The organism is Neobacillus niacini (assembly GCF_031457145.1).
Lineage (GTDB): Bacteria > Bacillota > Bacilli > Bacillales > Cytobacillaceae > Neobacillus > Neobacillus niacini_J.
Genome location: NZ_JAVDVZ010000001.1, coordinates 643,589 through 665,517 on the forward strand (window position 1 = coordinate 643,589; position 21,929 = coordinate 665,517).

Here is a 21,929-nt window from a genome sequence, read left to right on the forward strand (position 1 = left end):
AATAAAGTTCCGGGTACCGTCCAATTTTATGGAAGGTGCCTGGCACTTTTTTGCCTTTTTTACTAATGGTCAGATTTTCTAAGTAACAAAAGCTTGAATTTTGTGTTAGAGTTTTTTTATTAGATATTTTTGATAGCGGGGATAATACAATTTAAATGGAAAAAAATTTAGCTTGTTGACAAAAAGGGGATAATACTAGATGAATGAAGCTAGCAATTTACATAAAAGTGCGAGAAACATGTTGAAGGCGACAAGCCGGACCTTCTTTATACCTATTAGTTATCTACCGTCAGGATTACGAGAAGCAGTATCATCTGCTTACTTATGCATGAGAGCGATTGACGAGATTGAAGACCACCCTCAACTCCAATTGGAAACTAAACATAATCTATTACATGCAATCAGCCTGCTCTTGAAAAAGCCCTTCAATAATCAGGAGTTAATGACTTTATTTCACCCATACCACACCCTTCTGCCGGAGGTTACCTTGCGATTTGGAGATTGGATAAATCTTTGTCCACCGACAATTGTTGAGAACATTTCGAATGCTACATCTACTATGGCGAAGGGGATGGCGGACTGGGTTTTAAAAGAGTGGCGGATACAGACTGAAGAAGATTTAAATGAATATACATTTTACGTCGCAGGGTTGGTAGGAGTAATGCTCTCAGATATTTGGAAGTGGTACGACGATATTGAAACGGACAAGGATTTAGCTATAGCTTTTGGTCGTGGCTTACAGTCTGTCAATATACTTCGCAATCATGCTGAAGATTTAGAACGAGGTGTGGATTTCTTTCCCGATGGATGGGAGTTAGAGGATATGTATAGGTACGCCCGATGTAACCTAGCATTGGGTGACATTTATATGGAGGATATTAAACCCGGTCCGATACTTAATTTTTGCAAAATCCCGATAGCACTTGCTCATGGGACTCTTGACGCTTTAACAGAGGGGAAGGAAAAAATGAGTAGAGCTGCTGTAATTAAAATAGTTAGTCAAGTAGTAAATAGAAAATAAGATTCCACCCATTTGAAGGTGGATTTCTCAATATTTTTGAGAGTTTTTTGCATAGCAAGCAAATACCTTTTTAACTTTCTCGACCGTTGATAGATCAGATTTTTTGGCTTGAATTCAATATGATTTGTAGAGCCATTAACAGCCTTATCGTTTAAAAAGGAATATTTTATGCTATTCTTAAAGAGGCGCATTTCCATATTTATGCTTTCCGGAGAAGGACAAAATTCTATGTTTTTCATTGTAAGCAATTAAGGTCTAGTTGAAGAATGAGTAATCGGGTGGTTTTTTGTTTCTTACTTGTTTGTTTGTTAACTTTTTTAAAAACTAGTAGATTGTTATTGACAAAATATATAAATACTAATATTATTAGAAATTATTTAGAAATAGTTATCACAATTAAAAAATTTAATAATTAGCAAGCTATGACTGTTATGGATCACACTATAGCATGAGCAGCTTCTGGAGAGACCGCGGAAATTCCACGGCGCCGAAGGGTTCACAATCTCAGGCAAAAGGACAGAAGAGTACTGAATATCTATTTGTTGTGCATTTTTAGCATAACAATGTTATTTGCTATTCTTAGACCTAAGAGATTGGAGGACATCCAATCTCTTTTTTTGTGGAAAAATTTATTGCTTCACGTTTCACATTAATAGTATTTTAGGAGGAGTTAGCATTGGCACAACAAGAATTAAAGCGAGATTTAAAAAATCGGCATGTTCAACTAATCGCAATTGGCGGTACCATTGGCACAGGATTATTCTTAGGATCTGGGAAAGCTATACAACTGGCAGGTCCCTCTATCATTTTTGCCTATTTAATCGTGGGTATGGCTGTTTTTTTCATTATGCGGGCACTAGGAGAACTCCTTTTATCTAAAGCGGGTTATCAATCATTTACAGACATTGCCGAAGACTATCTTGGACCCCGGGCGGCATTTGTAACTGGATGGACATACTGGTTTTGTTGGATTATGGTGGCGATGGCGGATGTGATTGCGGTTGGTGTATACGTACAATACTGGTTTGATATCCCACAATGGATACCTGCCATCGTCTGCTTAATTATTATTTTAGGACTTAATCTATTAACGGTTAAGCTTTTTGGAGAATTAGAGTTTTGGTTTGCTTTAATAAAAGTAATCACAATTCTTGCATTAATAGCTATTGGGGTTATTATGCTGGTGTTGGGATGGAAGACGGATGCAGGAACGGTCACGATTGATAATCTTTGGAAACATGGAGGACTTTTTCCAAATGGCATTACTGGTTTCTTACTTTCATTCCAAATGGTTATATTTGCCTATGTAGGTGTAGAATTGGTGGGTGTATCAGCAACGGAAACATCCAATCCAGAAAAAAATATCCCATCGGCTATTAATAAGATTCCCTTAAGGATTTTATTTTTCTACGTGGGTGCACTGATCGTCCTATTATCGGTTAATCCTTGGACGGGGCTAAATGCAGCTGAAAGTCCTTTTGTTAAAACGTTTAGTTTAGTCGGAATTCCGATTGCGGCAGGAATTATTAATTTTGTCGTGTTAACTTCTGCAGCTTCTGCCTGTAACAGCGGGATGTTTTCAACCAGCAGAATCCTCTTTAATTTAAGCAAAAATAACAAGGGGCCATCCATTTTTGCGAAACTGAATAAAAATTATGTACCAAGTAAGGCGTTATGGATATCTGCACTTGTCGTTTCAGTGGGGGCGCTTTTAAGCAAACTGATTCCGGAACAAGCCTTTAGCATCGTGACAACGGTTAGTGCCATTTGTTTTATATGGGTCTGGGGTGTCATTCTCATTTGCCATTTAAGGTACAAGAAAACCCAGCCGAAATTACATGCAAAATCAACATTTAAGGCACCATTCACGCCATTTATTAATTATGCTGTCCTGATGTTGTTTGCTATGATTCTCGTTATTATGCTAATTGCTGAAGAAACACGTCCGGCCTTGTTGGTGACACCAATATGGTTTATTCTATTATTTATTTTGTATCCGGTTAGAAGGAAAAAGGAAAAAAATATCAAAATATCAGCATAATTCCAGTGCCTGTCACCATCCGCTATGCCTACAAATGCCGGGAAAGTAAAGAATTGAAGCACTTGTTGGGTAACTAAGGAAGTATCTGAAACTCCTGATTGTCAGTATTGCACTGACAATCAGAAGTTTTATTTTTTTGGCTTGAAATCATTATTTTTGGGTCAGTCCCCCTGTGCGTTAAAGCTTTACTTCGCCGGGGGACTGACCTATTTTTAAAGATTAGTTACTGTCTCGTAAAAATTTTTCAATCGTTTCCTTATTTCGCTGAAAATCAACTTCCAACACTTCCCCAACACTCTCATAACGTTCATTCTCAAAACTACCATCTTCCGGAATCCGTAATGTTTCTATTTCTCCACTTTTCTCCGTCAATATGTCTTTTCCAATCCTCAAAAGGGTAGAGGTATTCAAATTCGTATCTACGTATGTATGTAAAATCTCTAATAACTCGGGAAGATTCGCAATACTATTGACACTGACTGCTTCTTCCTTTAATTTCGATATCACTTCTTGCTGTCTTTGGATCCGTCCGAAGTCACTTAATCGATCCTGACGAAAACGGACATATCCTAACATTTCTTTACCATGAAGTACCTGCGTTCCTTTTTCTAACGTCATCCCAATCCCCTCAGTCATTTCATAGGGAATTTCAACTTCAATTCCATTTGGAGCAAGGATATCGACGGCTTTTACAAATCCTTGAAAATCTACTGTTGCATAATAATGAATATCAAGTCCAAAATTTTCTTTAATCGTTTCCCTTAGTAAATCTGGACCTCCCAACGTAAAGGCAGCATTTAATTTTTGTTGCTGATGATCTGGAATCGAGACATACATATCACGCATAAGAGACATCAATTTGACCTTATGTGTTTGTGGATTATAATGAGCAACCATAATAGTATCCGTTCGAGCTTGTTCTTCTCCGCGTGAATCGCTTCCTAGTAAAAGAACATTAATAGGATCCGATTTATGTTGATTTTGCTCTCCTTGAAATGATTGAGTTGCTTCTACTTTTTTAAGTGGTTGGTTCACAGCTCTAATCGTCTTTTCTACGTACTGCACAACATTGATAAGACCAATCATAAAAATTCCTATAAAAAAGAGGGCAACAAAAATTCGACCCCATCTAAATCTTACTTTCTTTTTCAACCGTGCCAACTCTGCACCACCTAATCTTAAAAATAATAAAACTACAAATCTATAAATAGTAACCAAATGACCATTACAGAAAAGGTTAATTAAAATCTGATGAGTTTCGATCTTTTATATAAAATCGTTGAATAGTAATTATTTCATAATTAGATTTCAACTTATCGTAATTATGGTTACATTATTGTGTAATTATGGTTACATTTATTTTTTAGATAGGAGAATAAAGGAAAAATTTATAACAAATAATTGAAAGATATTGGAGAAAAATATTTTAGAATCATATAATAGAGTGGATTGATAAATTAGTATATACAAGAAGGAGCTGTTTGTTTTGGTACAATCTTTAACTGGTAAGGTAGCTTTTATTACAGGTGCAGGAAGAGGGATTGGAAAAGCAACTGCCATCGCACTTGCGAATGAAGGAGTTAACCTGGGTTTACTGGCAACAACTGAATCAAATTTAAAACAAGTAGCAAGTGAAGTGGAAAGACTAGGAGTGAATGTTGCATACTCGGCAGTGGATGTTTCGAACTTTGAGCAAGTCCAACAGGCGATTGAAAAAATAACAACCCAATTAGGCAAAGCCGATATTTTGATTAACAGTGCGGGAACTAGCAAATTTGCTTCCCTTTTAGACATGGATCCTGCTGAATGGAAAAGGATCATTGATGTGAATCTAATGGGTACTTATTATGTAACACGTACCGTTCTTCCGCAATTAATTGAAAAAAATGGTGGGGACGTGATCAATATTTCCTCTACCAGCGGCTTGAATGGGGCTGCGACATCAAGTGCTTATAGTGCCTCCAAATTTGGTGTCATTGGATTAACGGAATCATTAGCACAAGAGGTTCGTCGAAATAATATCCGTGTAACGGCTTTAACTCCAAGTACAGTCGCAACGGACATGGCACTTGATTTGAAATTAATCCCAGAAAATGATGAGAAATATATGCAGCCAGAAGATATTGCTGAACTAATCGTTTCTCAATTGAAATTAAATCAAAGAATCTACATAAAAACAGCTAGTGTAATGGCTACGAATCCATTCTAATCCATATTGTTTAAGATAAATAGGTGACAGCACCATCCAAATATGGATGGTGCTTGTCGCTTTTTATGATGAAGACAAGAGTGGCGGTTTATTTCTAATCAATTTAAATTCTATAAGACAAAGGGGGAGAAGATGGTATGAGAAAGGTTGAAGTGTGTTCATACAATGAAAAGGCGAATGAAATGTTTGCGGAAGAAGCAGAAAAACTGAATCTCATATTTGGAAAAGAAATGGTAGATATTTATCATATTGGCAGTACAGCCGTTCAAGGATTAAAATCCAAGCCGATTATAGACATGTTGCCTGTCGTAAAAGATATTGAAAAAGTTGATCAGTACAATGATGAGATGAAGAAAATCGGCTATCAACCGAAAGGGGAGAATGGAATCCCTGGACGAAGATACTTTAAAAAAGGTGGAGACAATCGCACTCACCACGTACATATGTATCAGCTTGGAAGTGATGAAATAAAACGACATTTAGTCTTTCGTGATTACTTACGAAACCATCCAGATGTTATGAAAAGCTATGGTGATTTGAAAGAGAAATTGGCAAAACAATTTCCATATGATATTGATTCGTACATCAATGGTAAAGACCCTTTTGTTCGAGAAATAGAGGAAAAAGAACTGAACTGGTTTAATGAACTTATTTAAATTTAAACAACGTTTAAATTTAGAACGACATTCAAAAAAATTCTTGCAAAGTAGGTAAGGAGCTGGTAAATTATAGTTAATACAAAATATTCAGATAATTAAAAGGAGTTTAAAAATAATAATTGTAAGCGGTTATGGCGTACTAATTTTAATTAAGCGGTGATTCTATGAAACTTTCTGAAAAGAAAATTCTCCGAAAGAAAGAACAAATTCTTGCTTCTGCAATTGAAATCGTTAATAGAAGAGGCTACAGCGGCGCAACGATGGTGGAAATTGCTGCTGAGCTTTTAATGACTAAAGGGTCACTCTATTATTATTTTAAAAACAAAAGTGATTTAATGTACCAATGTCACAACTTTGTCCTTTCACAGGCAATAGAGGACTTGGAAGAAATTCTAAATGACGAGGACAGCAGTGCAACAGAAATTCTAAAAAAAATGATTGCTACCCACATGGAGTTTGCGATCGAAGAAAAAGAAGTGTTCAACCTAATTATAGAGCCAAAACGCTTTTTTAACGAGGAGCAGCTTGAACTAGTGTTAAAGCTTAGAAAGAAATATGAGGATTTATTCAACCAAATCATCAAAAGGGGGGCTGCTCGTGGAGAATTCCAAGCAGAGGAACCTTCGATTGTAAGGATGATCATACTTGGAGCCATGAACTGGGTGCAACAATGGTATAACCCAAAAGGTCGATTAAAGAAAGATGAAGTGGTTGACTTATATACAAAATATATTTTAAAAATATTAATTTAAGGAAGAAAGAAGGAGAAACAATGTTAAAAGAAGTGTCTAGTCAAACAAAACAGCTTCGATCACAACTTATTGAGTTCATGGAGGAGCATATTTATCCGTACGAAATGGTATTTGAAGAAGAGTTGAACCACCAAGAAAACAGGTGGGAAATTCCGCAGATGATTGAAGAATTGAAGGAGAAAGCAAAGGCACAGGGGCTATGGAATTTATTTATACCGGATGAAGAATACGGAAAGGGACTATCAAACTATGAATATGCCCATCTATGCGAAATTATGGGCCGCTCTCTTCTTGCACCGGAGATCTTTAACTGCAATGCCCCTGATACAGGTAATATGGAGGTGCTCATCAAATACGGTACCGAAGAGCAGAAGAAGCAGTGGCTTGAGCCGCTGTTAGACGGGAAGATTCGTTCCGTTTTCTCGATGACTGAACCGGATGTGGCATCTTCAGACGCAACGAATATTCAAAGCAGCATTGTTCGAGAAGGCGACGAATATGTAATAAATGCTAGAAAGTGGTGGTCAACGGGGGCGTTAGATCCACGATGCAAAGTCGCTATCGTAATGGGGAAAAGTGATCCTAATGCCGAACGTCACAAACAACAGTCTATGATTCTCGTTCCATTTGATACACCTGGAGTGGAAGTGATAAGAAATTTACCGGTGTTTGGCTACGATCATGCACCAAATGGACATGCTGAAGTCCACTACAACAATGTGCGCGTACCAGTTTCCAATATGTTATTAGGCGAAGGAAGAGGGTTTGAAATTGCTCAAGGCCGCTTAGGACCAGGGCGAATTCACCATTGTATGCGTGGAATTGGAGCTGCCGAACGGGCCCTGGATTTAATGATCAAGCGTGCCAATAGCCGGGAGGCGTTTCGTTCGAAACTAATTGATAAAGATACGATAAGGGAACAAATTGCAGAAAGCCGGATTGACATTGAGCAGGCAAGACTTCTTACTTTGCATGCGGCAAACAAGATTGATCAAGAAGGTGCGAAAGCAGCAAGAAAAGAAATTGCCATGATAAAAGTTGCTGTGCCGCGAGTATCCATTCGAGTCATTGATCGTGCCATCGAGGTATTTGGCGGAGCAGGTGTCTCCGAGGATTTCCCACTTGCCGCTCATTATGCCAATGCAAGAACGCTTAGGATTGTTGATGGACCGGACAAAGTCCATTTAAGAGATATTGCTAGAATGGAAATTAAAGAACAACTATAGGAGGTTGCACCGAATGAGATCTTGGTTCGTGACAACTGTAGGAGACCCGGAAGAGGCTCTTGAATTTGCCTTAAACCAACTGGGCAGCCGGGAAACTTGGGGGAAATTAGTAGTTGAGACGAAAGGGGTAAACAGATGAATGAATTCGTTGAAATAAAGGTTGAACAAGGAATTGGTCATATTGCTCTCAACAGGCCAAGCAAGTTAAATGCCTTATCAAGGGAGTTAGTGCAGGAATTACGGGAAGAGCTTCTGAAACTTGAGCACAATCAAGATGTGAAAGTAATCATTCTATCAGGCAGTGGTAAATCCTTCTGTGCTGGTGGAGACATCGATTCCATGAAGAAATTGAAAAATCAAGCAAAGGCAGCCGAGTGGGTTGAATTTGTTTCAGGACTGACCAGACAGATTCTTGAACTCAATAAATACGTGATTGCCGCTGTCCATGGCTATGCTGCTGGGGCAGGATTTAGCCTTGCGCTTGCATGCGATTTCATTGTGGCTGAAAAGGGAGCAAAATTCGCTTTGAGTTTTTCAAATATTGGGTTAATTCCTGATTTGGGATTAATTAAGGTTTTATCTGAAAGGGTTTCACCACCTTTGGTAAAAGAATGGATTTCCGCAGGCAGAATCATTACCGCAGAGGAAGCAATGTCGTATCAAATGATTAATCGCCTGGTTGAAGGGGATGTTGTTAAGGAAGCGGTTACTTTTGCTGAGTTCATTGTGAACGGACCTTCAATGGCAAACAAGTACGTTAAGTATCTCGTCAATACCGCCCCATCTCTACATCATGAAACAGCACTGATGCAGGAGAATTCGATTCAGGCAATGTTGCTTCAAACGGACGATCACAAAGAAGGGGTTTCAGCCTTTTTGGAGAAAAGAAAAGCTAGTTTTATAGGTTCATAATTAACAAGAGGGAATTAGGTATGAGAAAGAGAATAGAGTGGTATTACGGACACTCATTTTTTAAAAAACTGGTGGAGAAAGAACCCTCCTTCATATTTAAAATAGAAAGAAATGGTTAATAGAATGAGAAAAATCCATGTAATAACGCAAAAGGAATTAGTAGATTCCGAAAGAATTCGTAATTGTACGGCGGTAGTCATCGATGTCTTATTGGCCACCTCCACCATTACCTATCTTCTCGAAAAGGGCTATGAATCTGTGTACGCAGTCAAAGACGCTCTTTCGGCACTCGATATAGGGAAGAAGCAGGATGGACCCTATCTGTTAATGGGCGAATGGCAGGGGGAGCCGATAGAGAATTTTCTTTATCCAGACCCCACGTTAATCGAGACAACAGTATCAAAAAAAGTGGCAATCATTTGCTCAACAAATGGAACGATTGCGATTGAATCAGCTAAACAGGCAAAGACATTATATACGTCCACACTTTTAAACGGGCACCGTATCGCAAAACAAATTGGGGACCAGGAAGATAGCGCGTCTATCGTTCTCATATGTTCCGGAAATGCTGGCCGCTTTTCGATGGAAGATTTTATAGGAGCTGGACAAATCGTTGACCACCTTATGAGGAAGGAAGCTTGCCAACTTTCCGACGCAGCAAGGTTAGCAAGAGATGCATTCGTTCATGCTAAGGCCAAACATTATGTTAACCTTCTAGAAAGCGAAACAGCAAATTTGTTAAGAAGAACCGGTTACGAGCATAGCACGCAATGGGTGATTGACCATGTTGAAAAAGTAGATGTCGTGCCTATTTATAAGAATGGGAAAATTTATGCCATTGGTAAGGAGTGGTCAGACTGTTTGTTACATACAAACAAATAGGATTTGTCATAAGCTGACCATTGCATTACGGCAGATAAGCAGGGGTGAATGAAAAATAATGAAAACAGCGAACCAATCTATTGATTCCGAACATATTAATTGGGGGTTGCTGGAAACCTTGATTCGCGAAACGAATCCAGGCATTCCAAATGAAGCAATGAAGGTAAGGAAATTTTCCGAAGGCTATTCCAATCACACCTACCTTCTAACGTTTGGGAAATGGGAGGCAGTGTTAAGAAGGCCGCCATTTGGAGAGATTCCGGCGAAAGCCCATGATATCAAACGGGAGTATAAGATTCTGTCAAGACTTCATGGAGTCTATCCCCTTGCTCCAAAACCATACCTATACAGCGACGACCCTGCCATTATGGGGAAACATTTTTACCTTATGGAAAAAAAGCAAGGTGTAGTCATTAACGATGCTCTTCCTGAAACGTATGGATCATCTGACTTGGTTGGTCCGGCCATTTCAAAAAGTATCATTAATAGCTTAGTTGAGCTTCAAAAAGTAGATTACAAGAAAGCCAACTTAATGGATATCGGGAAACCAGAAGGGTTTTTAGAAAGACAAGTTCATGGCTGGATCAAGCGTTACAGCGTTTCCAAAACGCATGATATTGCTGAAGTCGCAGAACTAGAGGCATGGCTGGTAAAGCAAATCCCAAAAACCGTCGATACGACAATTGTTCATAATGACTTTAAACTAAACAACCTCGTTCTTGACCCGCATGACCCTGGGGAGGTAAATGGGGTACTCGACTGGGAAATGGCCACCATTGGCGATCCGATGTCAGATATCGGCGCTGTTCTTGCTTACTGGGGAGAAGCGGGCGATCCAGACATGGGGATTTCGCTGGTGACCAACCAGAAAGGCTTCTTCTCGAGACGGGAAATGGCTGAACTGTATGCAAAGGTGAGCGGCCGAGATATCTCACACATTGACTATTATACGGCATTTGGATTTTACAAGCTTGCCGTCATTTTACAGCAGCTCTATTATCGCTGGAAAAAAGGCGCAGCGGATGACGAACGGTTTGCGAAACTTCATATCCCAATCGCGAATTTATTTGACTTAGCGAATGTAACACGTACAAACAAAATCTTGTAAATAAGGATGAGATAAAAATGGAAAAAACTCATCACTACAAACCATTTGAAAAGATAGGAGTGTTAGAACATGACTGAAGTTTATTTAGTTGATGGTGCAAGAACCCCGTTTACGAAGTTTGGAGGGTCCTTTGCACAAACGGGTGCAACGGAACTTGGGAAGACAAGTGCCATAGAAGCACTGCGCCGCTCGAATGTTGATCCGCTGCAAATTGATCATGTCATCTTCGGAAACGTGATCCACACAGAAAAAAACGCTTCTTACATCTCAAGACACATCGGATTATACAGCGGTGTTCCGCAGGAGGTTCCGGCACTTACATTGAACCGGCTTTGCGGGTCTGGTCTGCAAGCAGTTGTTTCAGCTGCCCAGCATATTTTAGTCGGCGATGCCAACATTGTCCTTGCAGGCGGGGCGGAAAATATGTCGCAATCTCCTTACTCTACATTCACGCAGCGTTTCGCCGGCGCAAAAATGGGGAACCTTTCGTTTAATGATATGCTGTTGGAAACATTAATCGACCAATACACAGGCAGTGGTATGGGGCTTACGGCAGAAAAACTGGCTGAAATGTATGAAATTACGAGGGAAGAACAGGATGCATTTGCAGTGGAATCAAACCAAAGGGCAGTGAAAGCGGCAGCTGCATTCCAAGAAGAGATTGTCGCGGTTGAAGTGAAAACAAGAAAAGGCAGCTTGATTGTCCGTGAAGACGAACATATAAAACCGGACGTGAACATGGAATCCTTATCCAAGCTCAAGCCTTCTTTTAAAAAAGACGGTACGGTAACGGCGGGGAACGCCTCAGGTATTAATGACGGTGCAGTATCACTTGTGGCAGCCGGGAAACAAGCTGTACAAAAAAACAACCTAAAGCCAATCGCGCGTATTGTATCTTGGGCTGTTTCAGGAGTTGATCCATCCATCATGGGCATCGGACCTGTCCCAGCAATCCAACAGGCCCTTGATAGAGCAAAACTCACTCTCGATGACATGGATGTAATTGAAGTGAATGAAGCATTTGCTGCACAATACTTAGCCGTAGAAAAAGCGCTGGGTCTTGACCGCGAAAAAACCAATGTGAACGGCGGAGCAATTGCCTTAGGTCACCCGGTTGGCGCAAGCGGGGCAAGGGTGTTATTGTCTGCTGCTTACGAGTTAAGACGTAAGAATGCACGATTTGCGGTTGTAAGCTTATGTATTGGCGGTGGTCAGGGTATCGCAATGGTGATTGAGAATGTCTAAACTGCCATCGTTTTTTAAACGCTGTTAACCAGTTCTATTTGGTCAGCAGGGCATAGGGCGGCTAGAAAAACGCCCTGAGCATTTTCCATTAAAAAACAATGATGTTCCAAATTTTTTTCAGGGGGGAGAATAAAGTAGATGAAAATTGCAGTAATAGGGTCAGGAATTATGGGAAATGGGATTGCACAGGTGTTTGCGACTAGTGGACATCATGTCACAATTCTAGATATATCAAACGAAGTTCTCAGAAAAGCCGAAAATACAATCGCAAAAAGCCTTATCAAACTCTCGCAAAAGGATGCGAAGATTGTTCCAAGTGAGGTGTTAGCACGCCTGAATTATACAACCGACAAACAGGAGTTACGTGATGCAGATCTTGTTATTGAAGCGATCACTGAAAATATCGAAGTAAAGAAAAAGGTATTTCGAGAACTTGATGAGTTATGTGAGCCAAAGACAATATTAGCCTCGAACACGTCTAGTTTAGGAATAGGGGACATGGCTGCTGTCACTAACCGAAAGGATAGGGTATGCGGCATGCATTTCTTCAACCCTGTGCCACTTATGAAACTAGTAGAAATTACAGCGACCGATGAAACATCGGAAGAAACGATTCAAATAGCGGAAATGCTTGTGAAGCAAATGAATAAAGAAAGCATTCATGTAAAGGACACCCCATTGTTTGTGGTCAATCGGCTGCTTGTACCATTTATTTGTGAAGCTATTACACTTGTTGAGGAAGGTACCGCATCCCCAGCGGATATTGATAAAGCCATGCAACTGGGTGCTAACCATCCAATCGGCCCCCTATGGCTGGCTGATATAATCGGCCTTGATACAATGCTCCATATACAGGAAGCTCTTTTTGTAAAGACGAATGACTCCAAATATCGGGTGCCTGAGTTATTAAGAGAAATGGTAGCCAGAGGTGAATTAGGAAGAAAAAGTGGAAAAGGGTTTTATCAATACTAATAAAATTGCATAGATTTTAAGTTTAGTACACTTTTGGCATAACGAAATAACGGCATAGAAAAAATAGTAGGAAAAACAAGGGGCGTTTTGTTCGTTTCATTTAAATATGAAACGGACAAAACGCCCCCCTTGTTTCTGTTAAAAATTTCCAATCTTACTGTTATTAATAGCAGTCCGATATCAAAGATTGGTAACACTTTTTTGTTGTGTTTTTAGTAAGGCAGATTCCTCTTCATCGTGCTTTAATAGTTCAATAGAAATAAATAGTTCAAACAAGTACATTATTTTCCCCCTCCTATCCATAGATGTACGAAACTCTCTTGATAACTAAAGATGTACGCACTAACATCTCTAATTAATTATTCAAATATATAACATCATGAGATAATGACATTAAATTATTAATGCCCACATTTAAAGTACTAAATCGATCATCTGCAAGAAGCCCTTCCATCCATCTGTAATAGATCTGCTGTAAAATGACTGCAATTTTAAAATAGGCGAAAGCTAAGTAAAAAGGAAAATTAGAAAGATCTCTATTACTTTGCTTAGCATACCGCTCGATAAACTCTTCTCTAGAAATAAATCCGCCTAATGTTGTTACAGAATTAATGGCTGTAAATGGGTCATTTTCATCTTTCCAATAAGCAATTGCAGATGCTAAATCAGTCAGAGGATCCCCAATCGTAGACAATTCCCAGTCAAAGACCCCAACAATTCTTCCTGGATTGGTTGTCGAAAGCATCATATTATTAAGCTTGTAATCATTGTGGACGATGGTTGGGCTTGGTGAATGTGGGATATTTGCCATAATCCACTTTTCGATAGCAGGATAAACGTTAATTTCATCGGTTTTACAATTGTGATATCGTTTAATCCATCCATGTACTTGTCTTTCTAAATAGCCATCTGGTTTCCCCATATCTTGCAATCCAGCTTTTTGATAATCAATTTCGTGAAGCTGAACCAATGTATCAACGGTCGATTCAGAAATGGTTTTTTTAATATTTGGTATCGCACTATATCCAGTAGGGATTGTATCGTCAAGAACTACCCCATTTTTTTTCTCCATTACATAAAAAGGTTTATCCATAATTGCAGGATTGTGCATACAAAAGTATGGTTTTGGAGCAAGCGGGAAAACTGGGTTGATTTTCTTTAGCAAACGATACTCCCTTTCAACATCATGAGCTTTAGGCGGGATTTTTCCAAAAGGAGGCCGTCTCATGACCGATTCCCATTTCCCAATTTTAATAAGAAATGTTAAGTTTGAATATCCTTCTGAAAATTGTTTGACTTCCATTGGCGCAGCATCAAGCTGGATTTGACTCCTTAAATACGTTTCAAACTCCGTCCAGTTAATTTCACTTTCTGATTGAGCCGAAACATTAATTTTTTGTGTTAACATTGTTTAACCTCCTATAAAACCTTACTTTATATAAATCTATGCAAAAACCATGCCAATCTTTAAATTTTGGAATATAAACGTTATCTACGGGATTGATATGGAATTGGGATGGTACCATCCTAACCTTCCGTTGATTACTTTTCAGACAAAGTCCTATTTAGTGTGTTGCAATATCAAACAGTTTAGGATGTTGAAGTGTTTTTATCTTGACTATTCCCCATTTTCAACAGATACTTTAGGAAAATACATATGGATGAAGAAGGAGATGAATGATTTGGAAAACGTTAGAAACCTTATGACCCCAATACAAGAATATTTACAACCAAATCAAACCCTGCATGACGCCATCTTCCTTATGAATAAATATAGGTTGAACACATTACCGGTAGTTGATACGTCAGAAAAACTCATTGGCGTTTTTACTCGAAGTGTTTTATATCAACAGCTTTTATTAAATAAAGAAATGGAAACAGCCATCGGGAAATTTATTAAAAAAGATATCGGTACTATTTCCGAAGACATTTCTGTGAAAGAATTGGAAAAACAGATTGCAGTAAGTGAAGTGGGTACTGGTTTTGTTGTAGATAAAACTGGAAAGCCGATTGGGGTCATAGATAAAGCGGATGCTGTCAAAAGCTATCTTCAGAAGACACAACTGCTTACAGAGCAATTAAAATGGAAAAGCCTGCTTCAAACAGTGATTGAGAACTCATACGATGGCTTTGTCATGGTAAATGAAAAAGGAAACATCACTTTTGTAAGCCCTTCCTTAATAGAGCTTTTTGATCTTAACCCAAAAGAAATCGAAGAAGTTCCCATTGACTCTATTTTTCCTCATTTTGAATTAACAAAAGTATTTAAAACAGGGATTGCGGAAATAAGTGATTTTATGGAAATTAAAGGAATCAACTATATTGTTCATCGAATTCCTGTGTACCAAGATGATAAAATCATCGGTGCTATCGGAAAAATTGTTTATCGTCAGCTTCAAGAGGTTCGTGAGAGATTTAGAAGTTATGAAAAATTGGAAAAACAAAATGATTTTGCAGCCAAGAATGCTGAAGCATCACGATTTACCTTTAATGAGATTCTCTCCCACAATTCTCAAATGGAAAAATTGTTTCGAAGCGGGATGAAAGCGGCAAAAGGGAAAACAACGATTATGATTCGCGGTGAAAGTGGTACAGGAAAAGAACTATTTGCCCACGCGATTCACAGTGCCAGCAATCGGAAAAATGGCCCGTTCATTACTGTAAACTGTGCAGCGATACCTGAGCATTTATTAGAGTCAGAATTTTTCGGATATGACGAAGGAGCTTTTACAGGTGCAAAACAAAAAGGGAAAGCCGGAAAATTTGAAATGGCGCATGGAGGAACCCTTTTCCTGGATGAAGTTGGAGATATGTCTCATCAGCTTCAGGCAAAGTTACTTCGTGTGTTACAAGAAAGAGAGTTTTACCGTGTTGGTGGGACAAATAGAGTATCCGTCGATGTTCGAATTATTACAGCAACCCATCAAAAATTAGAAGAAATGGTTGAAGCAGGAACATTCAGAGAAGATTTATTTTATCGGCTAAATGTCATATCGATTGAGATTCCTCCTCTGCGAAAAAGAAAAGAAGATATTGTAATGTTAAGTCATGCATTTATTAGTGAATTAAATAAACAAAATGGCACAAGTATTATTGGTTGGGATCCATTAGTAGAACAAGCTTTAATGGAATATGATTGGCCGGGTAATATTCGTGAACTCCGCAATGTATTTGAACGAGCAATGGTTTTTGCGGAAAATGGAATGATCTCCTTAGAAGATTTACCTGATTATTTACTAAAGAAAATCGGGATGAGTATATTTTTAGAAGAAGAGAATGAAAACTGTGATAAAACATTGCTAGAAAAGGCCGAAGAGATGGCGATAAAAGTAGCTCTAAGGAAATCAGATGGGAACAAAAGTCAAGCATGCAAACTATTAGGCATTAGTCGTTCAGTGCTATATGATAAGCTAAAAAAATACGATGATATAAAATTGCCTTAATATTTGTTCCCCATAAATTCTCTAAAAAAAAGCACTTGTGAGTGCTTTTTTTTTGTCCCCAATACATGCCAATCTAGCAACTGTTTGATTTTCAAACACAAAGATCAATCTGTTACTATTTTTCCTACATTTGCTCACCGCTTGTTTCAGATTTTTACTTTTTCCATTCTCCTTCATTACTAGTTTGAAGAGTGTTATATCAAAGGATAAGTAATTTTTGTTTGAAAAATTGGATTAAACTAAAAAGCTGGCACAGAATTTGCATTATAAGAAGTGACGGCTTAGATATTTTAATTTTGAAAATAGGAATCTTGTCATTTAATTTGTTGAAGGAGGAAAAGTATGCGTGAAGTAGTGATAGTGGAAGCGGTTAGAACCCCTGTTGGAAAAAGAAAAGGTGTGTTGGGTAATATTCGTCCTGATGATTTGGCAGCTGAAGTGTTAAGAGAACTGGTGAACCGAGCGGGAGTGTCTCCCGATTTAATTGAGGATGTTATTTTAGGTTGTGTCACCCAAGTGGGAGAGCAGGGAGTAAACATCGCTCGTACAGCTGCACTTACTGCTGGATTCCCAATACATGTACCTGGGACGACCATCGATCGCCAATGTGGGTCTAGTCAACAGGCTGTCCATTTTGCGGCCCAGGCGATTTTAAGCGGTGATATGGATATCGTGATTGCAGGTGGGGTTGAAAGCATGACACGAGTTCCAATGATGTCAAATTTTACAGGAACTTCATGGAGTGAAAAGCTTACCTCTCAACACGAAATCATTCATCAAGGATTGTCAGCAGAGCGAATTGCCAAGAAATGGGGAATTACCCGCGGACAGGCCGATGAATTTGCATTAGAAAGTCACAAAAAAGCGATAAAAGCTCAAGAAGAAGGTCGGTTTGATCGAGAAATCATGCCAATTGAAGTGACATTAGAAGACGGGACAAAGCAAGTGATTTCACATGATGAAGGTCCACGTAAAGATACTACAATTGAAAAGCTTGGAAATTTAAAACCCGCTTTTATTGAAAACGGAGTCATTAGTGCAGGAAATGCCAGTCAAATGAGTGACGGGGCTTCAGCATTACTGCTAATGTCAAGAGAAAAGGCGTTAGAATTGGGTCTTCGGCCCCGTTTTAAAGTTTTAGCCCGCACTGTAGTTGGCTCCGATCCAACCTTAATGTTAACGGGTCCGATAGAAGCAACGAGACAAGTACTTAAGAAGGCAAAATTGGAAGTATCCGATATTGATATTTTTGAAGTAAATGAAGCGTTTGCTCCTGTCCCAATGGCTTGGCTAGAAGAAATTAAAGTGGATCCATCTAAGCTGAATCCAAATGGAGGGGCGATTGCACTCGGCCATCCATTAGGTGCAAGTGGAACCAGAGTGATGATAACCCTTATCCATGAGATGGAGAGAACAGGTAGTAAGTTTGGTCTTCAAACGATTTGCGAAGGAAACGGAATGGCTAATGCAACCATTCTTGAAAGAATTGAGTAACAGAAAGACTTGATTAATGGAAAGAATAAAATTTTTAAAGGAGGACTTATTTATGAAAATGAATGAAGTAATTGCAGTGGTAACAGGCGGAAGCTCTGGTTTAGGAGAAGCAACCGTAACACGAATTGTTGAAAACGGTGGAAAAGCGGTCATTATTGATTTATCAGAGGAAAGAGGAGCAGATATTATTGAAAAATTAGGATCAGATAATGTCCTATTTACAAAAGCAGATGTTTCAAATGAAGAAGAAGTTTCACAAGCGTTATCACAGGCAGTTGAAAAGTTTGGTCAAATCAATACAGTGGTGAATTGTGCAGGTATTGGACCGGCTAAAAAAATATTGGGTCGTGATGGTGTTCATGATCTTGCTGGTTATAACCAAATTATCCAGGTTAATTTGGTTGGTACGTTCAATGTTACTCGATTAGCAGCTGAGAAAATGGTGAACAATGAACCGAATAGTGAAGGTGAGCGCGGGGTAATTATTAATACGGCTTCTGTTGCTGCTTTTGAAGGACAAATCGGTCAGGTTGCTTATAGTGCTTCAAAAGGTGGAGTCGTAGCTATGACGCTGCCAATCGCAAGGGAGTTAGCTCGATATGGAATCAGGGTAATGACGATCGCACCAGGTCTTATCCAAACACCGTTATTTGATACGCTTCCAGAAAAAGCAAGAGATGCACTAGGAGCTATGGTCCCGTTCCCATCCCGTCTTGGATACCCAGCTGAATATGCGCAGCTTGCCCAAAGCGTCATCGAAAACCCAATGCTAAATGGAGAGGTAATCCGGTTGGATGGTGCCATTCGGATGCAGCCTAAGTGAGATAATAGTAAGATGATAGATTTGATTAAATGATGAAGGAAAGGGGAATCAGAATGAGTCAACTCGTTCAATTTACAAAACAAGATGGTGTTGCTACGGTAACAATTGATAATCCACCAATGAATGTATTAAGCACTCGTGTAGCTCAAGCGATAAAAGATGTTTTCCTTCAGATAAAAGAGGATCCAGAGGTTATTGCGGTCATTCTAACAGGGAATGGAGATCGGGCATTTATGGCCGGAGCTGATATCAAGGAATTTCCAAGTTGGATTCAATTAGGGAAAGAAGAGGTAAGAAAGATTGCGAAGGCGAATCACGAAGTCCTCAATTTGATTGAAGAAATTCAACAGCCCACCATTGCTATGTTAAACGGCTTTACATTTGGCGGAGGCTGCGAATTAGCATTGGCTTGCGATATTCGGATTGCAGAAGAACATGCAAAGCTTGGTTTACCAGAGGTGAATTTAGGTTTATTCCCTGGAGCCGGAGGTACCCAGAGGCTGCCTAAACTGGTTGGACTTGCAAAAGCAAAGGAAATCATGTTTTTAGGAGAAGCAATCTCAGCAAATGAATCCTTGAGTATTGGACTAGTGAACAAAGTTGTACCGAAGGGAGAAGGCATGGCAGCGGCAAAATCTATGGCCCAAAAAATTGCTGGGCAGTCGTTGCAAGCCTTAAGCCGAATCAAGAAGGCAGTGAATGAGGGAGCGGATCAATCTTTAGAATCAGCCCTTGAACTTGAATTAAATCTTTTTGTAGATATTTTTAGTACAGAGGATGTTCGCGAGGGAGTTCAAGCGTTTATTGAAAAGCGTCCTGCCAAATTTACACATAAATAGAAGTGTGATTTTTAAGATAAAATCTTTACTAAAAAAACAACAGGAAAGGTGATATAAAATGACTGAAACTATTAATAAAGTAAATATATTTAAGCAAATCATGGGTGAATATCCGACAGGGGTAACGATCGTAACAACGATGGATGCAGAAGGAACACCAGCTGGACTAACAGTCAATTCTTTTGCTTCTGTCTCGCTTGATCCCCTTATTGTACTATGGAGTATTGATAAAAAAGTCTCCTCTTTAAATGCATTTATGGAGGCAGAGGGGTTTGCAGTACACACATTAGCAACTGATCAAATTGATGCGTGTTGGGCATTTGCCGGAAAAGAAGCGGATCGTTTTTCAAAGGTAAATTGGAAGGTTTCTGAGAATGGTCTGCCGGTAATTACAGATTCATTAGGAACACTAGAGTGTAAAATGATTCAACAAATCGATGCAGGGGACCATGTCATCCTGCTTGGTGAAATAATTGAATTAAAGAAAGCAGATAAGAATCCATTACTATACTACAATAGAAATATAGCTCCGATTCCAGCCAATTGGCCTGAGAAATAGAGATTAGCTTAGTCACCTAAAACATGAATAGGTGCCAAAAATCTCAAACTAGGGGAGTAGTGATGTATGAAAATATTAGGGATTTCGGGAACGATAACTGGGTCTAAGACATCAATTGTTATCAAGAAGGTAATAGAAGAAATAAAAATACTAAACCCTGAAGCAGAAACAGAAATACTAGACCTTAAGCAGTTTAATGTTCAATTTTGTGATGGCCGTCCACCCGTAGAGTATACAGGTGATACGAAAAAAGCGATTAATTTAATATCCTCTGCTGATTCCTATGTGATTGGGACCCCTATTTTCCAGGGGTCCTTTACCGGGACATTAAAAAATTTGATTGATTTGGTGCCTCCAGTTGAATTTAAAAATAAGGTAATGGGGTTCGTTGCTACAGGAGGGAACCACCAGCATTATCTTGTGATTGAAAATCAATTAAAGCCAATCGCAAGCTACCTAAATGCCTATGTGACCCCCAGTTTCGTATTTGCACATAATGAACATTTTAGTGCTACTAATGAAATCGAAGATGCGGAACTATTGAAAAAGATTAGAGAGCTTTCTCATCAGATTGTCTACATGCACGATAAATTAATTTACTCTAAATAAGAAAGTGGATGGTGGAGTATGAATGTGTTGTCGGCGGTTAAACTTCCGGTAAGCCAATTAAAAGATGGCGGATTAATAATCATGTATGATGATATTAAAACACACATGGGATTCATAGTTGGTTTAGGTGAGTACGTAAATGGGGAAAAAGTTAATTTGATGACAAAAATCGGCAGAGGGTTGGTTTATGCTTGTATTACCGAGGAAAGAGCTAAACAACTAGATATCCCAAAAATGGATGATAACATGGATGATACTAAACCGTTCGCTGTTTCAATTGATTTTAAAGACACAACAACTGGAATATCCAGCTTTGAACGATCGGATACAATTAAAGCATTGACTTTTGCTGAGGTTGAAGCAAATGATTTCAAAAGGCCAGGCCATATTTTTCCCTTAATAAGTAAAGAAAGAGATTTATTGGACCGTGTTGATCTAACGGAAGCGGTTATTCATCTGACAAAGTTGGTATCAAATATTCATATTGGATATATGTCAGAAATTTTAAATATAAATGGGGATGTAGCAAGTGAGGCAGAGGTTGAAGAGGTTTCAAGGGTATATGATTTACCTATTATACAAATGAGTGAAGTACTTAAAATGACAAAAGACCAAGAAATATGTTCATTTCATGCGATGGTTATAAATGGGAGAAAGCTTGGCAGAGGTATCGGTTTCCCTACAGCAAATCTTAATCCGCAAAAACAAATTGTAGATTTGTTTAAAGGGGTTTATGGAGTGAAGGTTTATATTGACGGTCAAGAATTTACTGGCGTTATGAATGTTGGATCAAGACCAACATTTAATGAAAATGGAGAATCCATTCATTATGAGGTCCATATCCTGGATTTCGACCAAGATCTATATTGGAAAAATATTGAGGTCAAAGTATGTTTTTACCTAAGAGATGAAATCTCCTTTCCTAGTATTTCTAACTTGGTCTCTCAAATAAACAAGGATATTAAATCGGTCAAAAAAAGATTTAATTTATTTGTATAAGAATAATGGACAGTCTTCAGTATCAAGGAGACTATAATGCAGCGCCTACAAAATTAGGCGTTTTCTTGTTAATTATGATTAGATAGCTTCAAATTTACGAAGGTTAACTGGATACCTTAAGAAAGAGAATGTATTG

General features: G+C 38.8%; 21 protein-coding genes and 1 riboswitch. Of the genes, 19 read left to right on the forward strand and 2 right to left on the reverse strand.

The window, feature by feature from the left end:
- Nucleotides 1-199 precede the first annotated feature (199 nt).
- Both J2Y03_RS03460 and J2Y03_RS03465 read left to right on the forward strand, forming a co-directional pair.
- On the forward strand, nucleotides 200-1,021 hold the full coding sequence (locus J2Y03_RS03460) for a phytoene/squalene synthase family protein (protein WP_310190675.1): 822 nt from the start codon (nucleotides 200-202) through the stop codon (nucleotides 1,019-1,021).
- Nucleotides 1,022-1,470: 449 nt separating this feature from the next.
- Nucleotides 1,471-1,551, forward strand: a riboswitch (glycine riboswitch).
- A gap of 146 nt (nucleotides 1,552-1,697) precedes the next feature.
- Nucleotides 1,698-3,062 carry an amino acid permease gene (locus J2Y03_RS03465; RefSeq protein ID WP_310190677.1) on the forward strand — a complete coding sequence of 455 codons (1,365 nt, stop codon included), beginning with the start codon at nucleotides 1,698-1,700 and terminating at the stop codon, nucleotides 3,060-3,062.
- A gap of 219 nt (nucleotides 3,063-3,281) precedes the next feature.
- Here J2Y03_RS03465 and J2Y03_RS03470 read toward each other — a convergent pair whose 3' ends face one another.
- Nucleotides 3,282-4,223, reverse strand: a complete 942-nt coding sequence (locus J2Y03_RS03470) for an LCP family protein (protein WP_310190679.1) — start codon at nucleotides 4,221-4,223, stop codon at nucleotides 3,282-3,284.
- A 325-nt stretch (nucleotides 4,224-4,548) separates the two neighbouring features.
- Between J2Y03_RS03470 and J2Y03_RS03475 the strand changes: the two genes are divergently transcribed.
- The 10 genes from J2Y03_RS03475 (at nucleotide 4,549) to J2Y03_RS03520 (ending at nucleotide 13,027) form a co-directional block, all read left to right on the forward strand.
- Nucleotides 4,549-5,271: a 3-ketoacyl-ACP reductase gene (locus tag J2Y03_RS03475; RefSeq protein WP_310190680.1), complete on the forward strand. Its 723-nt coding sequence runs from the start codon at nucleotides 4,549-4,551 to the stop codon at nucleotides 5,269-5,271.
- A gap of 137 nt (nucleotides 5,272-5,408) precedes the next feature.
- Nucleotides 5,409-5,927: a GrpB family protein gene (locus tag J2Y03_RS03480; protein WP_310190682.1), complete on the forward strand. Its 519-nt coding sequence runs from the start codon at nucleotides 5,409-5,411 to the stop codon at nucleotides 5,925-5,927.
- A 167-nt stretch (nucleotides 5,928-6,094) separates the two neighbouring features.
- Nucleotides 6,095-6,682, forward strand: a complete 588-nt coding sequence (locus J2Y03_RS03485) for a TetR/AcrR family transcriptional regulator (protein ID WP_310190684.1) — start codon at nucleotides 6,095-6,097, stop codon at nucleotides 6,680-6,682.
- Nucleotides 6,683-6,702: 20 nt separating this feature from the next.
- Complete coding sequence (locus tag J2Y03_RS03490) at nucleotides 6,703-7,908, forward strand: acyl-CoA dehydrogenase family protein (RefSeq protein ID WP_310190685.1); 1,206 nt, start codon at nucleotides 6,703-6,705, stop codon at nucleotides 7,906-7,908.
- A 13-nt stretch (nucleotides 7,909-7,921) separates the two neighbouring features.
- On the forward strand, nucleotides 7,922-8,047 hold the full coding sequence (locus tag J2Y03_RS03495; RefSeq protein WP_310190686.1) for a hypothetical protein: 126 nt from the start codon (nucleotides 7,922-7,924) through the stop codon (nucleotides 8,045-8,047).
- The gene (locus J2Y03_RS03500) at nucleotides 8,044-8,820 is read left to right on the forward strand and encodes an enoyl-CoA hydratase/isomerase family protein (RefSeq protein WP_310190687.1); all 777 of its coding nucleotides are present in this window, start codon (nucleotides 8,044-8,046) and stop codon (nucleotides 8,818-8,820) included. Before J2Y03_RS03495 ends, J2Y03_RS03500 begins: the two co-directional genes overlap by 4 nt.
- 123 nt (nucleotides 8,821-8,943) lie before the next feature.
- Nucleotides 8,944-9,702: a 2-phosphosulfolactate phosphatase gene (locus J2Y03_RS03505; protein ID WP_310190689.1), complete on the forward strand. Its 759-nt coding sequence runs from the start codon at nucleotides 8,944-8,946 to the stop codon at nucleotides 9,700-9,702.
- Nucleotides 9,703-9,760: 58 nt separating this feature from the next.
- Entirely contained in the window at nucleotides 9,761-10,810 is a 1,050-nt protein-coding gene (locus tag J2Y03_RS03510) for a phosphotransferase family protein (RefSeq protein ID WP_310190690.1), read from the forward strand.
- Between the two features lie 69 nt (nucleotides 10,811-10,879).
- Nucleotides 10,880-12,055 carry a thiolase family protein gene (locus J2Y03_RS03515; protein ID WP_310190692.1) on the forward strand — a complete coding sequence of 392 codons (1,176 nt, stop codon included), beginning with the start codon at nucleotides 10,880-10,882 and terminating at the stop codon, nucleotides 12,053-12,055.
- Between the two features lie 138 nt (nucleotides 12,056-12,193).
- The gene (locus J2Y03_RS03520; protein WP_310190694.1) at nucleotides 12,194-13,027 is read left to right on the forward strand and encodes a 3-hydroxyacyl-CoA dehydrogenase family protein; all 834 of its coding nucleotides are present in this window, start codon (nucleotides 12,194-12,196) and stop codon (nucleotides 13,025-13,027) included.
- 355 nt (nucleotides 13,028-13,382) lie between these two features.
- Here J2Y03_RS03520 and J2Y03_RS03525 read toward each other — a convergent pair whose 3' ends face one another.
- Nucleotides 13,383-14,435 carry a phosphotransferase family protein gene (locus tag J2Y03_RS03525; protein WP_310190695.1) on the reverse strand — a complete coding sequence of 351 codons (1,053 nt, stop codon included), beginning with the start codon at nucleotides 14,433-14,435 and terminating at the stop codon, nucleotides 13,383-13,385.
- Between the two features lie 274 nt (nucleotides 14,436-14,709).
- On the opposite strand from J2Y03_RS03525, the gene J2Y03_RS03530 reads away from it, so the two are divergent.
- From J2Y03_RS03530 to J2Y03_RS03560, 7 genes are all read left to right on the forward strand, one after another.
- A complete protein-coding gene (locus tag J2Y03_RS03530) occupies nucleotides 14,710-16,470 on the forward strand; it encodes a sigma 54-interacting transcriptional regulator (RefSeq protein WP_310190697.1) in 1,761 nt (586 codons plus the stop codon).
- 342 nt (nucleotides 16,471-16,812) lie between these two features.
- On the forward strand, nucleotides 16,813-17,964 hold the full coding sequence (locus J2Y03_RS03535; protein WP_310190699.1) for a thiolase family protein: 1,152 nt from the start codon (nucleotides 16,813-16,815) through the stop codon (nucleotides 17,962-17,964).
- Between the two features lie 52 nt (nucleotides 17,965-18,016).
- Nucleotides 18,017-18,787 (forward strand): 3-hydroxyacyl-CoA dehydrogenase, encoded by a 771-nt coding sequence (locus tag J2Y03_RS03540; protein WP_310190700.1) that lies wholly within the window; start codon nucleotides 18,017-18,019, stop codon nucleotides 18,785-18,787.
- Nucleotides 18,788-18,834: 47 nt separating this feature from the next.
- Nucleotides 18,835-19,626: an enoyl-CoA hydratase/isomerase family protein gene (locus tag J2Y03_RS03545; protein ID WP_396954168.1), complete on the forward strand. Its 792-nt coding sequence runs from the start codon at nucleotides 18,835-18,837 to the stop codon at nucleotides 19,624-19,626.
- Between the two features lie 58 nt (nucleotides 19,627-19,684).
- The gene (locus tag J2Y03_RS03550; RefSeq protein ID WP_132090504.1) at nucleotides 19,685-20,185 is read left to right on the forward strand and encodes a flavin reductase family protein; all 501 of its coding nucleotides are present in this window, start codon (nucleotides 19,685-19,687) and stop codon (nucleotides 20,183-20,185) included.
- Between the two features lie 66 nt (nucleotides 20,186-20,251).
- Nucleotides 20,252-20,794, forward strand: coding sequence for an NADPH-dependent FMN reductase (locus J2Y03_RS03555; RefSeq protein ID WP_132090506.1), 543 nt, complete (start codon nucleotides 20,252-20,254; stop codon nucleotides 20,792-20,794).
- Between the two features lie 18 nt (nucleotides 20,795-20,812).
- On the forward strand, nucleotides 20,813-21,793 hold the full coding sequence (locus J2Y03_RS03560) for a 3,4-dihydroxy-2-butanone-4-phosphate synthase (protein ID WP_132090509.1): 981 nt from the start codon (nucleotides 20,813-20,815) through the stop codon (nucleotides 21,791-21,793).
- Nucleotides 21,794-21,929 lie beyond the last annotated feature (136 nt).